Annotated in this window: 11 protein-coding genes and 3 rRNA genes; all 14 read left to right on the forward strand. The window is 45.9% G+C overall.

Translation table 11 applies throughout. The annotated features are described in order from the left end of the window. Nucleotides 1–4: 4 nt before the first annotated feature. Complete coding sequence (rpsI, locus tag YC6258_RS08485; protein WP_044616616.1) at nt 5–394, forward strand: 30S ribosomal protein S9; 390 nt, start codon at nt 5–7, stop codon at nt 392–394. Between the two features lie 182 nt (nt 395–576). Further along, nucleotides 577–1,179, forward strand: a complete 603-nt coding sequence (gene petA / locus YC6258_RS08490; protein ID WP_044616617.1) for a ubiquinol-cytochrome c reductase iron-sulfur subunit — start codon at nt 577–579, stop codon at nt 1,177–1,179. Next, nucleotides 1,179–2,402 (forward strand): cytochrome b, encoded by a 1,224-nt coding sequence (locus YC6258_RS08495; protein ID WP_044616618.1) that lies wholly within the window; start codon nt 1,179–1,181, stop codon nt 2,400–2,402. The genes petA and YC6258_RS08495 overlap by 1 nt, the downstream gene beginning before the upstream one ends. Next, entirely contained in the window at nt 2,399–3,154 is a 756-nt protein-coding gene (locus YC6258_RS08500) for a cytochrome c1 (RefSeq protein ID WP_044616619.1), read from the forward strand. Before YC6258_RS08495 ends, YC6258_RS08500 begins: the two co-directional genes overlap by 4 nt. An 84-nt stretch (nt 3,155–3,238) precedes the next feature. Further along, complete coding sequence (gene sspA / locus YC6258_RS08505) at nt 3,239–3,868, forward strand: stringent starvation protein SspA (protein ID WP_044616620.1); 630 nt, start codon at nt 3,239–3,241, stop codon at nt 3,866–3,868. A gap of 11 nt (nt 3,869–3,879) precedes the next feature. Beyond that, complete coding sequence (locus tag YC6258_RS08510) at nt 3,880–4,260, forward strand: ClpXP protease specificity-enhancing factor (protein WP_044619883.1); 381 nt, start codon at nt 3,880–3,882, stop codon at nt 4,258–4,260. 311 nt (nt 4,261–4,571) lie between these two features. Beyond that, a 16S ribosomal RNA gene (locus YC6258_RS08515) occupies nt 4,572–6,111 on the forward strand. A gap of 159 nt (nt 6,112–6,270) precedes the next feature. Next, nucleotides 6,271–9,170: ribosomal RNA gene (locus YC6258_RS08520) — 23S ribosomal RNA — on the forward strand. 184 nt (nt 9,171–9,354) lie between these two features. Beyond that, a 5S ribosomal RNA gene (gene rrf / locus YC6258_RS08525) occupies nt 9,355–9,470 on the forward strand. The 16S, 23S and 5S rRNA genes sit together here, the layout of an rRNA operon. A 773-nt stretch (nt 9,471–10,243) precedes the next feature. Continuing rightward, nucleotides 10,244–11,425 carry an ROK family transcriptional regulator gene (locus YC6258_RS08530; RefSeq protein ID WP_082070616.1) on the forward strand — a complete coding sequence of 394 codons (1,182 nt, stop codon included), beginning with the start codon at nt 10,244–10,246 and terminating at the stop codon, nt 11,423–11,425. A 9-nt stretch (nt 11,426–11,434) separates the two neighbouring features. Continuing rightward, nucleotides 11,435–12,415 carry an ROK family protein gene (locus YC6258_RS08535; protein ID WP_044616622.1) on the forward strand — a complete coding sequence of 327 codons (981 nt, stop codon included), beginning with the start codon at nt 11,435–11,437 and terminating at the stop codon, nt 12,413–12,415. A 17-nt stretch (nt 12,416–12,432) separates the two neighbouring features. Continuing rightward, nucleotides 12,433–13,752, forward strand: coding sequence for an ABC transporter substrate-binding protein (locus YC6258_RS08540; protein WP_044616623.1), 1,320 nt, complete (start codon nt 12,433–12,435; stop codon nt 13,750–13,752). 63 nt (nt 13,753–13,815) lie between these two features. Further along, complete coding sequence (locus YC6258_RS08545) at nt 13,816–14,745, forward strand: carbohydrate ABC transporter permease (protein ID WP_044616624.1); 930 nt, start codon at nt 13,816–13,818, stop codon at nt 14,743–14,745. Nucleotide 14,746: 1 nt separating this feature from the next. Beyond that, on the forward strand, nt 14,747–15,580 hold the full coding sequence (locus YC6258_RS08550; protein ID WP_044616625.1) for a carbohydrate ABC transporter permease: 834 nt from the start codon (nt 14,747–14,749) through the stop codon (nt 15,578–15,580). Nucleotides 15,581–15,582 lie beyond the last annotated feature (2 nt).

A 15,582-nucleotide genomic window follows, 5' to 3' on the forward strand; every position in this document is an offset into this window, starting at 1 on the left:
TGGTATGACACAACAGTACTATGGAACTGGTCGTCGTAAGAGCTCTACCGCAAGAGTTTTTTTACGTCCTGGTAAAGGCGATATCGTGGTTAACAATCGCCCTCTGGATCAATATTTCGGTCGTCAAACTGCGAGAATGGTTGTTCGTCAGCCGCTTGAGCTGGTTGAAATGACTGATAAATTTGACGTATTCGTGAATGTTGTTGGTGGCGGCGGTAATGGTCAGGCGGGTGCAATTCGTCATGGCCTGACCCGTGCTCTCATTGAGTATGATGAGAATTTGCGTTCACCTTTGCGTGCAGCAGGTTATGTGACTCGTGATGCCCGTTCTGTAGAACGGAAGAAAGTGGGTCTTCGCAAAGCACGTAAAAAGCCACAGTTCTCAAAACGTTAAGTATCGGTTACGCCCGCAACTGCGGGCGTTTTTATATGCACTTAATGTTTTTTGCAAGAGAGTTACAACTGTTCTTGTAAGCGAATGTGTTTTTTTTTACCATGCTGTGCCCAATAAATGCCCTCAGTTTTCTTATAACTATTATTATCTTCCAGACTTAGATTTAGGTAGAGGAATATCTAATGACTCAAGGCGGCGTAAATAAGGGTCGGCGTCGTTTCCTTGGTGCAGCAACAGCCGCGGTCGGTGCTGTTGGTGTTGTCGGGGTAGCTGTCCCATTTGTGAAATCATGGAATCCCAGCGAAAAAGCGAAAGCGGTTGGGGGTCCCGTTAGTGTCGATTTATCCAAAATAGATGTAGGTGCAATGATCACGGAAGAGTGGCGAGGTAAGCCTATATACATTCTGAAACGTTCGCCAGAAGTTATGAAAGAATTGGATTCTAAGGCTCTTAAGGATCGCTTGTTGGATCCTGAGAGTGATAATGCGGCGCAACAGCCTGCTTATGCAAAGAACGATGCGCGGGCTATTAATGATAGTGATATTCTTGTTGTCGAGGGTGTTTGTACGCACCTGGGTTGTGCGCCCAAGCTATTCTATGAAGTTCAGCCGGAGTCCTTTGATCCAAAGTGGCCAGGCGGATTTTTCTGTCCATGTCATGGTTCAAAATATGATTTGTCTGGAAGGGTATTTTCGGGGGTTCCTGCTCCTGCAAACCTGGTCGTGCCGCCACATCATTACGATGGTTCCACTTTGATCGTAGGTGAAGACGGAGGAGCAGCATAATGGCAGCAAAGAAACACCCTTTGATGGTATGGATTGATCAGCGTTTGCCTGTCACCAGTGCTTATGAAAAGCACATGTCTAAATATTATGCCCCTAAAAACTTTAACTGGTGGTATGTATTTGGTTTGTTGGCAATGATCGTATTTGCCAATCAGATTCTTACCGGTATATGGCTGACAATGAGCTATGTGCCATCATCTGAAGAAGCTTTCCGTTCTGTAGAATACATCATGCGTGATGTGGAGTTTGGTTGGCTTATCCGTTACATGCACTCTACAGGGGCTTCCATGTTTTTCCTGGTGGTCTATTTGCACATGTTTCGGGGTGTGTTGTATGGCTCTTACCAGAAACCACGTGAGCTGATTTGGTTGTTTGGTATGTTTGTCTATGTTGCCATGATGGCAGAAGGCTTCATGGGTTATATTTTGCCTTGGGGGAACATGTCTTACTGGGGCGCTCAGGTTATTATTTCGCTGTTCGGAGCCATTCCTTATATTGGTGAGGGGTTGCAACAATGGATTCGTGGTGATTATCTGATTTCCGGGATTACACTGAACCGTTTCTTTGCGTTGCATGTTATTGCGTTGCCGCTGGTGTTGGCATTATTAGTTGTCGTGCATGTTCTTGCGCTGCATGAAGTTGGTTCCAATAACCCGGAAGGCATTGATATCAAGAAACACCTTGATAAAAATGGCGTGCCACTTGATGGTGTTCCATTTCACCCTTATTTCACGTTGGGTAAGTTACCTGCAGTTGTTATTTTTCTGTTTGTGTTCTGTGGAATTATATTTTTCTATCCGGAAGGCGGCGGTTTCTTCCTGGAACAGGCCAACTTTGAACCTGCCAATAACCTTAAAACCCCTCCACACATTGCACCTGTATGGTACTACGGTGCCTTCTATGCCATTTTGAGAGCTATACCTTCAAAGCTGGGGGGTGTGATTATGATGGCTTCTGCGATTGCGATTATGTTTGTATTGCCATGGCTTGATCGTTCTCCTGTGAAGTCGTGGAGATACAAAGGTATTCTGAGCAAGCTGGCAATTGTATTGTTTGCGATTGCTTTTTGTGTGCTGACTTATCTTGGAACTGCACCAGCGACAGAACTGAATACGTTGATCGCTCGTGTGTCGACTGCAATCTATTTTGCCTTTTTCCTGCTTATGCCTTGGTATACAAAAATTGAAAAGACGAAGCCGGTTCCAGAGAGGGTTTCACGATGAAAAGAGTGATTGTTGCTGTAGTGTTGCTGCTGTCTCCTTTATTTGTGTTTGCAGCTGAAGAAGAGGTGGAGCTGGCTCATATCAAAACAGATTTGACCAACAAAGAGTCCTTGCAGAATGGTGCTAAGCTCTTCATGAACTATTGTATAGGGTGTCACAGTCTTAAGTACGCTCGCTATAACCGCATAGCCAAAGACCTCGATATTCCTGATGATTTGTTCGCGGAGAATTTGATATTTACCGGAGCTAAAACTGGAGAGCTGATGGAAAGCTCTATTCCGCCAAAATCGGCGAAGGCGTGGTTTGGAGCAACTCCTCCTGATTTGACTCTGGAAGCGAGATTTCGCAGTGCAGATTGGATTTATAGTTACCTTAAAGGTTTTTATGCTGATGAATCCCGTCCTTGGGGGGTTAATAACACAGTGTTCAAAGATGTGGCAATGCCTCATGTATTGGTAGGTCTCCAAGGTTTGTGCGCTACTGCACCAGAGATATCTGGTGAAACTAAGTTTGATCCTTTGACCGGTAATGTCATGTCTGCTGAAAGTTGCGAGTCATATGCAATTCAGGGAAGCCTGAGTAGTGAGGAATATGATGCTGCCGTTTATGATATTACTAATTTCCTCCAGTACATGGGGGAGCCGGCTCAGATGGATAGAAAGCGAATTGGTATAATGGTGTTTGCATTTCTAATTGTGCTGTATGCAGTTTCATTCCTGTATACGCGCGAGTTGCATAAAGACATTCACTAGTATTGCTTTTAATTCGCTGATTTTGGTGTGGGCCTTATATAGGTCCACACTCGTTTGTTAACTGTATATTTATGAGGTACTTCGATGGGCGTTATTACCAAACGTTCTTCAATGGCTTTTTTTTCTGATCCGTCGAGCCATTATAGTCATCGTGTTCGTATCGTATTGGCTGAGAAAGGTGTCGCTGTTGAGATCAAAGATATCGATCCTGATAACATTCCTGAAGAACTTCGAGAGCTAAATCCTTATCAAACGCTACCGACGTTGATCGATCGTGAACTGGTTTTGTATGAACCAAATGTAATGATGGAATATCTTGATGAGCGCTTTCCCCATCCTCCGTTGTTGCCAGTCTATCCTGTGGCTCGAGCAGAGAGTCGGTTATTCATGCACCGTATTCAGCGTGATTGGTGTGAACTCGTAGATACCATTGTTGCGGCAAAAACCAAAGAAGGTGTAAATCGGGCAAGAAAAGAACTGAAAGAGAGTCTTTTAAGCACGGCCCCTATATTTGAAGAAAAGCCGTATTTCATGAGTGAGGAGTTTACTCTTGTTGATTGTTGTGTCGCGCCTATTTTGTGGCGTTTGAATGACTTGGGAATTGAGTTGCCGGAAAAACAGTCTAAACATTTGTTTAAGTACATGGATCTGGTTTTTGAGCGTGAGTCATTCCAGGTCAGTCTGTCAGAAGTCGAACGCGAGATGAGAGACTGACTTTGCAGGCTATGACTTCAAACAAACCATATCTGGTGCGAGGGTTGTACGACTGGATAGTTGATAATGGCTGTACGCCATATTTGGTTGTCGATGTTCAGTATCCTGGGGTCGAAGTGCCCCAGGAGTTTGTAAAAGATGGCAAGATCACTCTGAATGTATCTCCTACAGCAATAAGGGATTATGAATTCAATAATGAGTTTCTGAGCTTTTCAGCCAGGTTTAGCGGCGTGGTGCAGCATTTGTTTGTGCCTGTTGAGTCCGTTATGGTTATTTTTGCCAGAGAGAATGGACAGGGTATGGCTTTTGATGTGGCCCCTTTTGAGCCTGATCCGGACTCTGATAGAGAAGAGTCTGTCAAAACCAAGCCATCGCTTAAAGTTGTTAAGTAGATTTGGTCCGTTTTAAATAATTTAAAAAAAATTAGATTAATTAATAACTTGCGTATTGACAGCTGACTTCGTTTCGGTAGAATGCGCGCCTCGCTTCGGGGGTAAACGCTGAAGCAGATAAGACCCTTGGTTGGGCACGATCTTTAAAAGTTAATCAGGCAATTCGTGTGGGCGCTGGCTGGTAAGACGCATAAGAGAATTATCAGTAAGCGAACTCACAATTCATTTGTACACGTTATAAGTAATTGTTGATAAGCGAACTGAGTCAAAATTGGGTTAGTGCACTTTAGGGTGTATTGACCGACGATTTTAAACTGAAGAGTTTGATCATGGCTCAGATTGAACGCTGGCGGCAGGCTTAACACATGCAAGTCGAGCGGTAGCATTTCCAGCTTGCTGGAAGATGACGAGCGGCGGACGGGTGAGTAACGCGTAGGAATCTGCCTTGGAGTGGGGGATAGCCCGGGGAAACTCGGATTAATACCGCATACGGTCTACGGACGAAAGTGGGGGCTCTTCGGACCTCACGCTCTAAGATGAGCCTGCGTAGGATTAGCTAGTTGGTGAGGTAAAGGCTCACCAAGGCGACGATCCTTAGCTGTTCTGAGAGGATGATCAGCCACACTGGGACTGAGACACGGCCCAGACTCCTACGGGAGGCAGCAGTGGGGAATATTGGACAATGGGGGCAACCCTGATCCAGCCATGCCGCGTGTGTGAAGAAGGCCTTCGGGTTGTAAAGCACTTTCAGTGGGGAGGAAGGCGTGAGTATTAATAATGCTCATGATTGACGTTACCCACAGAAGAAGCACCGGCTAACTCCGTGCCAGCAGCCGCGGTAATACGGAGGGTGCGAGCGTTAATCGGAATTACTGGGCGTAAAGCGCGCGTAGGCGGCGAGTTAAGTCGGATGTGAAATCCCTGGGCTCAACCTGGGAACTGCATACGATACTGACTTGCTAGAGTCTTGCAGAGGGGTGTGGAATTTCCGGTGTAGCGGTGAAATGCGTAGAGATCGGAAGGACATCAGTGGCGAAGGCGACACCCTGGGCAAAGACTGACGCTGAGGTGCGAAAGCGTGGGTAGCAAACAGGATTAGATACCCTGGTAGTCCACGCGGTAAACGATGTCTATTAGCCGTCCGTTTCGTTTTAGAGATGGGTGGCGCAGCTAACGCGATAAATAGACCGCCTGGGGAGTACGGTCGCAAGATTAAAACTCAAATGAATTGACGGGGGCCCGCACAAGCGGTGGAGCATGTGGTTTAATTCGAAGCAACGCGAAGAACCTTACCTACTCTTGACATCCAGAGAACTTTCCAGAGATGGATTGGTGCCTTCGGGAACTCTGAGACAGGTGCTGCATGGCTGTCGTCAGCTCGTGTTGTGAAATGTTGGGTTAAGTCCCGTAACGAGCGCAACCCTTATCCTTAGTTGCCAGCGGTTCGGCCGGGGACTCTAAGGAAACTGCCGGTGACAAACCGGAGGAAGGTGGGGACGACGTCAAGTCATCATGGCCCTTACGAGTAGGGCTACACACGTGCTACAATGGCCGGTACAGACGGTAGCGAAGCGGCGACGTGGAGCCAATCCGAGAAAGCTGGTCGTAGTCCGGATCGCAGTCTGCAACTCGACTGCGTGAAGTCGGAATCGCTAGTAATCGCGAATCAGAATGTCGCGGTGAATACGTTCCCGGGCCTTGTACACACCGCCCGTCACACCATGGGAGTTGATTTCACCAGAAGTAGGTAGCTTAACCGAAAGGAGGGCGCTTACCACGGTGGGGTCAATGACTGGGGTGAAGTCGTAACAAGGTAGCCGTAGGGGAACCTGCGGCTGGATCACCTCCTTAAACGCAAGTTGAGCCACGAATTGTTTGATACAAGAAGTCCCTTGAAGTGGCATGATCTTTAACAATCTGGACGAGTTCGAAAAAAGTCAAGACAAGCGTCAAGGCACGTATCATGTTAGCGCTGTATAAACCTGAAGATAAGACGTTTTAGGGTTATATGGTCAAGCAATTAAGCGTATACGGTGGATGCCTAGGCAGCCAGAGGCGAAGAAGGACGTGGTAACCTGCGAAAAGGTTCGGTGAGGTGGTAAACGACCTGTGACCCGGACATATCCGAATGGGGCAACCCACCCGATTTATCGGGTATCGTGCACTGAATACATAGGTGTACGAGGCGAACCGGGAGAACTGAAACATCTAAGTACCCCGAGGAAAAGACATCAAATGAGATTCCCCAAGTAGTGGCGAGCGAACGGGGATTAGCCCTGAAGTGTAAGACTGGGTAGAAGAATCCACTGGAAAGTGGAGCCATAGAGGGTGATAGCCCCGTATTTGAAATCCTGATTACATGAGCACGAGTAGGACGGGACACGAGAAATCCTGTTTGAAGAAGGGGGGACCATCCTCCAAGGCTAAATACTCCTGGCTGACCGATAGTGAACCAGTACCGTGAGGGAAAGGCGAAAAGAACCCCAGTGAGGGGAGTGAAATAGATCCTGAAACCGTATACGTACAAGCAGTGGGAGCATTCTTCGGAATGTGACTGCGTACCTTTTGTATAATGGGTCAGCGACTTACATTCAGTGGCAAGCTTAACCGAGTAGGGGAGGCGTAGGGAAACCGAGTCTTAATAGGGCGTTGAGTCGCTGGGTGTAGACCCGAAACCGAGTGATCTATCCATGGGCAGGTTGAAGGTTGAGTAACATCAACTGGAGGACCGAACCCACATCCGTTGAAAAGGCTGGGGATGACCTGTGGATAGGAGTGAAAGGCTAATCAAACTCGGAGATAGCTGGTTCTCCTCGAAAGCTATTTAGGTAGCGCCTCGGACGAATACCACTGGGGGTAGAGCACTGTTTCGGCTAGGGGGTCATCCCGACTTACCAACCCGATGCAAACTCCGAATACCAGTGAGTACTATCCGGGAGACACACGGCGGGTGCTAACGTCCGTCGTGAAAAGGGAAACAACCCAGACCGCCAGCTAAGGTCCCCAAGTGCCAGTTAAGTGGGAAACGATGTGGGAAGGCTTAGACAGCTAGGAGGTTGGCTTAGAAGCAGCCACCCTTTAAAGAAAGCGTAATAGCTCACTAGTCGAGTCGGCCTGCGCGGAAGATATAACGGGGCTCAAACTGGCCACCGAAGCTGCGGGATTACAGTAATGTAATCGGTAGAGGAGCGTTCTGTAAGCGGTTGAAGGTACATCGAGAGGTGTGCTGGACGTATCAGAAGTGCGAATGCTGACATGAGTAACGATAATGCAGGTGAAAAACCTGCACGCCGAAAGACCAAGGGTTCCTGTCCAACGTTAATCGGGGCAGGGTGAGTCGGCCCCTAAGGCGAGACCGCAAGGTGTAGTCGATGGGAAACGGGTTAATATTCCCGTACTTAATATGACTGCGATGGAGTGACGGAGAAGGCTAGGCCAGCCTGGTGATGGTTATCCAGGTTTAAGGGTGTAGGTTAGGGGATTAGGCAAATCCGGTTCCCTCTCTTAAGTGAGAAGACTGAGACCTGAATACGGTGGGACTATGGTCCCCGAAGTGGTTAATGCCCGGCTTCCAAGAAAAGCTTCTAAGCGTCAGGTCATATTGAACCGTACCCGAAACCGACACAGGTGGTCGGGTAGAGAATACCAAGGCGCTTGAGAGAACTCGGGTGAAGGAACTAGGCAAAATGGTACCGTAACTTCGGGAGAAGGTACGCTCTTGCCGGTGAAGGGGCTTGCCCCCGGAGCTAGCGAGAGTCGAAGATACCAGTTGGCTGCAACTGTTTATTAAAAACACAGCACTCTGCAAACACGAAAGTGGACGTATAGGGTGTGACGCCTGCCCGGTGCCGGAAGGTTAATTGATGGGGTTAGCGCAAGCGAAGCTCTTGATCGAAGCCCCGGTAAACGGCGGCCGTAACTATAACGGTCCTAAGGTAGCGAAATTCCTTGTCGGGTAAGTTCCGACCTGCACGAATGGCGTAATGATGGCCAAGCTGTCTCCACCCGAGACTCAGTGAAATTGAAATCGCTGTTAAGATGCAGTGTATCCGCGGCTAGACGGAAAGACCCCGTGAACCTTTACTATAGCTTCACACTGGACTTTGATGTGACTTGTGTAGGATAGCTGGGAGGCTTTGAAGTTAGGACGCCAGTTCTAATGGAGCCGACCTTGAAATACCAGCCTGGTCACCTTGAGGTTCTAACGTTGGTCCCTAAGCGGGATTACGGACCGTGTGTGGTGGGTAGTTTGACTGGGGCGGTCTCCTCCCAAAGAGTAACGGAGGAGCACGAAGGTGTGCTAATCATGGTCGGAAATCATGAGGATAGCGTAAAGGTATAAGCACGCTTGACTGCGAGACGGACATGTCGAGCAGGTACGAAAGTAGGTCTTAGTGATCCGGTGGTTCTGTATGGAAGGGCCATCGCTCAACGGATAAAAGGTACTCCGGGGATAACAGGCTGATACCGCCCAAGAGTTCACATCGACGGCGGTGTTTGGCACCTCGATGTCGGCTCATCACATCCTGGGGCTGAAGCCGGTCCCAAGGGTATGGCTGTTCGCCATTTAAAGTGGTACGCGAGCTGGGTTTAGAACGTCGTGAGACAGTTCGGTCCCTATCTGCCGTGGACGAATGAGACTTGAGAAGAGCTGCTCCTAGTACGAGAGGACCGGAGTGGACGAACCTCTGGTGTCCCGGTTGTCACGCCAGTGGCATTGCCGGGTAGCTAAGTTCGGACAGGATAACCGCTGAAAGCATCTAAGCGGGAAGCCCCCTTCAAGATGAGGTCTCACTGATCCCTAGAGGATCCTGAAGGGCCCTTAAAGACTATGAGGTTGATAGGCTGGGTGTGTAAGCGTTGTGAGGCGTTGAGCTAACCAGTACTAATTGCCCGTGAGGCTTGACCATATAACGCCTAAGGCGTTTTGAGCACGACGATGTGCGAGGTTGAGCGCTGATAAGATACGTGAAGTGTGGATAGAGATAGACACACATGACTTGTTGAGACGATAGACGAACTTGTTCAGAACAGCGGGGGCTGGTGAGAAGCGATTCCACGGGCTCCCAGGCGAAAGCCGAAGCAAGCGAATTGCTTGACGACGATAGAGCGTTGGACCCACCTGATTCCATCCCGAACTCAGTAGTGAAACGACGCATCGCCGATGGTAGTGTGGGGTCTCCCCATGTGAGAGTAGGACATCGTCAGGCATCTAACACGACCCCGGTCTGGAGACAGATCGGGGTTTTTTTATGCATGTCGTTTGAGGGACCTGCTTGGTATCAATGCCGGGGAGGTTATAAATTTGATTCTTCAGACAGTGACACCGAAATAATCTCCGAATTCTGCTATTGGCAATAACCCCATTATGGCTATGCATGGTTTATATGGTAAGGCGAGCGGTTGTCTCTAGCTTGTTTTGCATCTTTATAATCAGCTTGTGATAGTGATTTGAAGGGGTATTTCTTATTACTATTTCAAAAAATTTCCAAAATATTAATTCTTTTTAATTATAAATTAATAAAGTGAACTCGCTTTAGGGCAGTGCTGAGGATCAGTATTGCAACTAATTTGGTTAGTCCATGTAAGTATGTATCAGATTGACCTCTCGAATGACAACATGTCATCAGATGGGTGGGGCCTGACTAATAGAGAAGTCCATGCTGCGTATCATATTTAATTATTCCGTATTTTGCTCGATCGATACTTTGTGCACTGTGATGTGGAAAAGGGCTTATAAAATAAACCGCTTACAATGCTTTCTGATTCATATCTCTCGTCCCCATTTAGCCTTTCCCTATTATGAGTATTTGTAGGTTTTATCAAGTTTTATAGCTTTAGGAATACTGTAGTTGTTTCTAATTAGTTAATTAATATTACTAATTAATAAAATTGCTGTTATGTTATGTATTAGCAGCACACTTTCAGTGCTGAGGTCATATTTTCACGGTTAAGTAACTCTAATCCGACTAGTGGGCTGATTATGAAACATGTGGTTGGGAACCAGAAACATATCAGGAACATGAACGAGAGTCTGGCTATAGATTTGATTCTTCGTCATGGAAAGATATCGAGAGCAGATATCAGCAGAGAAATCGGGCTGAGTAAGCCGACGGTCTCATCAGTAGTCTCTCGTTTGCTGGAGTTGAATCTGATCCGGGAAATCGGACCTGGAGAAAATGCACAAGGGAGAAAAGCCACGCTTTTACAATTGAATCAAAATGCTTTGTTCGTGGTAGGCATTGATTTCAGCGTTAAGAAAAGTCGTGTGGCTTTGGCTAATCTCAATGGCGATATTGTTGCACAGAGTACCCTTGGCATGAATGAGTCAGGTCCAGAATCATACATGGCAAGATTGGCTGATCACGTTACTGCAGTGCTACAGCAATATCAATTAGATTGGAATGTTATTCACTATGTGAGTTTCGGTGTTCCGGCGGTGGTAACACCAGAAACTGGAACCACTTCTTTCATGGTGGATGAACTTGAAGCCTTTAAGCCTTTTTTGTCACAGCCATATCTGAATCGTTTGTTTCCGGCCAACGTTATTTTGGAAAATGATGTCAATTTGTCGGCGTTGGCAGAATATCGGTACGGTGTTGCTCGCAAGGCACCTATTTTTAGTTATTTGTCTTTAGGAGCTGGTGTTGGTTCCGCCCTAATGTCAGACGGCGTTTTGTATCGAGGAAGTAATGGTGCCGCTGGGGAAATTGGCGAGCTGTTGTCACCTTCTGGAGTTAAGCTGGAGCAATGTCTCTCTGCCCAATATATTAAAAATGAAACTGCCAAGTATCGAGAGCTCTCTGACAAGTTGTGCTGTTATGGTCACCAGAAATTTGTCGATGAACTATTTGCGCTGGTAGCCGTAGAAGATCCCGAAGCTGTTAAGGTTATCCGGGAATACGGTCATTTTCTAGCCATCGCCATTCAAAATTTATGTGTTATGTATGATCCCAATATCATCGTTATTGGTGGATCAATTGGTCGTCACAGCGATGTCCTGATTCCATTGGTTCGTCCTTTCCTAACCAAATTCTTACCGGTTACACCGAAATTATCCGGAACAGAACTTGGCGAAAATTCTGTTGTTATCGGAGCTGTTGGATTAGCTGTTAAACGAAGCTTCGATTTCATAAAGAACAATCTTTTGGTGCAGGAATCATAAGGAAAAATTATGAGTACTGATTCTTTATTCCTTGGAATTGATGTCGGGGGAACAAAGACGCAAATTTGTCTTATATCATCTCGAGGTTCTGTTGTTTTAGAAAAAAAATTAACAAGCTTCCCAAATAAAACACCGCGGGATTTCTTTGGCGATATCGTAACTTGTCTATTTGATTCTGATGCTTCGATTCAACTGAGTGATATCGCAGCCGTGGGTATTGGATTGCCCGGGACAGTAGATCCTATCACTCACACTTTATCTAACTCACCTGCTTTTAATTGGCTGAATATAGATTTAAAAGCGGAGCTGAAAAGTGTGTTTAAAGTGCCGCTATATCTGAGTAATGATGTGAATTTCGCGGCCATTGGAGAGCAATGGAAAGGTGCTGCTGCTGGAATTAATGACTTTGTCATGATCACCATCGGAACAGGTATTGGTGCGGCAATCGTTATTAATAACCAGTTATATCAAGGGTTTTCCGGCGAAGCTGGTGAGATTGGGTACTTTTTGACCGCCGGCCATGTCGACTTGGAAAACCAGATCGCAAGCAACGAGTTTGGCTTTTTTGAAAGTATTTCATCTGGAACGGCCATTCGCCATCAGGCACTCAGGTTTTTTGAACAGCATGATTTTAAACAGTCTGCTATTTCTCTGGTCGTTCAGAACCATCTTGATATTAAAGCGGAACATGTTCTTAAAGCGGCAGGGGATGGTGACTCTGCTGCTTTGGCGATATTGGAAAAACCGTTACAGCATCTTAGTGTGGCTGTGAGCAATATTGCTTCATTGTTAAATCCAGAATTAGTCGTTATTGGAGGAGGTGTAGCAGAGTCAGGTGAAGTGTTTATTGCAAAAGTCCAATCCGAGGTAAATAAAATGACTCCGATTTCAACAACTTTAAAGTTGGCGATGCTTGGTAACAAAGCGGGCGCCCTTGGCGCAGCGCATTACGCTATGCAGAAGTCGGGTATTGACATTTCATGGTGTTAAACCGGGAGTAAGTTGGAATGAAAAAAACGCTTATATATGCTGCCACGTGTCTGGCGACGATGGTTTTGTTTTATGGGTGTTCTTCAGGAGAGAATGCCGAACAACAGAAAAACAACCATAAGGAAGCAAAAAAAGAGCTGGTTGTTTGGGATTGGACTGATCCCTATAAAAAAGAACTCGCAGGCCCAATGGATATCGTTCTGGAACAATATAAGAAAGAAAATCCGGATGTTGAGTTAAAAATCGAACAAATCAATAACGATAATATGCGAACTAAATTGCTTGCAGCTGTGTCTGCAAACAACTTGCCGGATGTCGCTTATCTGGACGGTCAGTGGCTTTCAGAATTTAAAGATGTTGGTATTCTTGCAGATTTAACGCCTTTTATGACGAATTGGAGCGGTAAGACTGATTTCCCTAAAGCTGTATGGGATTCTGTGACTTTTGATGGACATACTTTTGGTGTGCCAGGTGATGGCGATGTTCGTACTTTGTTGTATCGCAAAGATTTACTTGCCAAGGCCGGTTACTCACATCCACCAAAAACCTGGTCGGAACTCGTTGACGTCGCCCAAAAAATTCAAAAGGTTGGGGCTGAAGAAGGTATTGAATATGGCTTTGCATTGAACGGTGGAAATTCAGAGCATACTTCCATGCGTTCACTGCCATATATCTGGGATTTAGGTGGTGACTTCATTGATGCCCAAGGGCAGCCCACCTTAAACAGTGCACCTGTTCTGAAAACTGTGCAATTTCTGTCTGACCTGGTTAATCAGTATAAAGTTGCTCCTCCAGACAGCTATTTGAAAACCAAGAGAGAAGTTGCTGCAAGTATTATAGGTGGTCAGACGGCCATGGCGATTGTTGGTTCGTGGGAATGGCGTAGTGATGCTAATTTCCTGGCGCAGGCAAATCTGAAAGAAAAGCTAGGTTCAGCTCCCATTCCAGTTCCAGACGGTGTCGACCCGGCCAAAGCTGCAACAGCTGTCGGTTATGGCACCTGGGTTATTTTTAAAGACTCTGATGCAAAACAGGCGGCCTGGAATTGGATAGAGAAAGTAACCTCTGCACAACATGAAGTTAACATTTTTAAAGATGGTACTGGCAATATGCCGATGAGACTGTCTGCTTATAAAGACCCTGTCTTTACCTCTGACCCTATCTTCAGCAGTTTTGTAGATACCATGCCGAATGCCCGGTCGCGTCCAAAAACCAATAATTATGAATTGTTATCACAATCATACCGAGATGCGATACAGAAAGTGTTGAGTGGTAAACAAAAACCAAAAGATGCTCTTAAAGAAGCTCAGGATAAGGTTAAAGCATCCTGGAAATAATGATAATAATTGTACTATTGCTCCAGAAAGATGTTTTCTGGAGCGACTCTGGAGGCGAGTGTTATGATGACTCAGTTGAGTATTCGGTCAGGAATAAAACTACCCGGACGTAAATCGGGAAGCCTTTCCAAGGACTGGGTATTAGCGATTTTTTTTCTGGCTCCGGTGGTGATTTTTGTTGCGATATTTGCCTTTTATCCCGCTTTTTATGCTGTATATCTAAGTTTTTTTAAAAGTAAGTTTCTTGTTTTTAATCGCGAATTTGTCGGCCTTTCCAACTATGTGGATGTGCTCACCAGCACTACATTCTGGTCGCCTTTCTGGAAAACACTGGTATTTACTTTCTGGTGTGTTGTGTTCCAATTTTCTCTTGGAATGATTATGGCCTTGAGTCTGCAACGTCAGCTCAAAGTTAATAATATTCTCCGGGCAATCATCATTATTCCATGGATACTTTCGCCAGTTGTTATCGCAGTTATTTTTCAGTTTCTGTATATCCCTGATCGTGCCGGTATCTTGAATTATATGCTGATGTCAGCTGGTATTGTCTCTGAACCCGTTGCCTGGTTGGGCGTCGACACAGCCATGACAATGGTCATTGTTGCAAATATCTGGTTTGGTATGCCCTTTTGTATGGTAATGCTTTTGGCTGGTATTCAATCGATAGACAAAGATATTTATGAAGCGTCTTTGATGGATGGTGCAAGTAAGTTACGGCAGTTCTGGTATATAACTTTGCCGTTGCTAAAGCCGACAACCATGGTTACGTTGATCTGGATTACCACCAGTACTTTTAATGAGTTTGATCTGGTATATGCACTGACTTCAGGCGGCCCTTTAGACTCTACCAGTTTACTTGGTATTCAAATGTATAACATGGCCTTTAAATATGGTGAGTTTGAAAAAGGCTCGGCATTGGCTGTATTGATGTTTCTGATCAATCTTCTCATGAGCATTATCTATCTGAGAATGCTCAAGAATAAGGAGGCATGATATGAAATCCCCGACTAAGAAGTTATTCAAAAGTCTGCTTTATTTACCTGTGATTATTTGGGCATTGATCTCTATAGCACCATTACTTTGGATTGCTGCATTATCCTTCAAGCCCAGTGCCGAGTGGAATGCCTTTCCACCGACATTCCTGCCACAGGCACCAACATTGAGTAATTATGTCAGCGCATTTATGAATTCACCGATGTTGACTTATTTGTTCAACAGCCTGGTTGTTACCATGGTTTCTCTGTTTCTGTCATTGCTGCTCGGGTCTTTAGCTGGATATGCTCTGGGGCGTATGAAGTTTCCCTTTAAAGACACTATTTATATATCTCTTTTTTCCGTCAAAATGATTCCTGCTCTGTTAACGGTTATTCCGTTGTATGTGATGATGTATCAATTACATCTTTTGAATACTTTGTGGGCCATTATCCTGGCCTATACAGCGATGGGCATTCCAATGGTGCTATTCGTTATGAAGGACTTTTTTGCTGGAATTTCGAAGGATATAGAAGAAGCTGCAATGCTTGACGGATGTTCCCGCTTGAGGTCCTTCTTTTTTATTATGTTGCCGCTGGTACGCCCTGGATTGGCCGCTGCTGCGATTATGGTTTTTGTGCGTACCTGGAACGAATACATGATCGCATTGACGTTAACGTCATCTGATCAGGTACGAACTGTTCCTGTTGGATTGCGTAATGCTCTTGGGCAACGGATGGGAGAACTCGGTCCCATGGGAGCCTACACTTTAATTGCCATTATTCCGATTATTATTTTGTTTTTAATGTTCCAGCGGCATTTTGTCAGCGGTCTGTCACAGGGAGCTTCGAAATAAGA

The organism is Gynuella sunshinyii YC6258 (assembly GCF_000940805.1).
GTDB lineage: Bacteria > Pseudomonadota > Gammaproteobacteria > Pseudomonadales > Natronospirillaceae > Gynuella > Gynuella sunshinyii.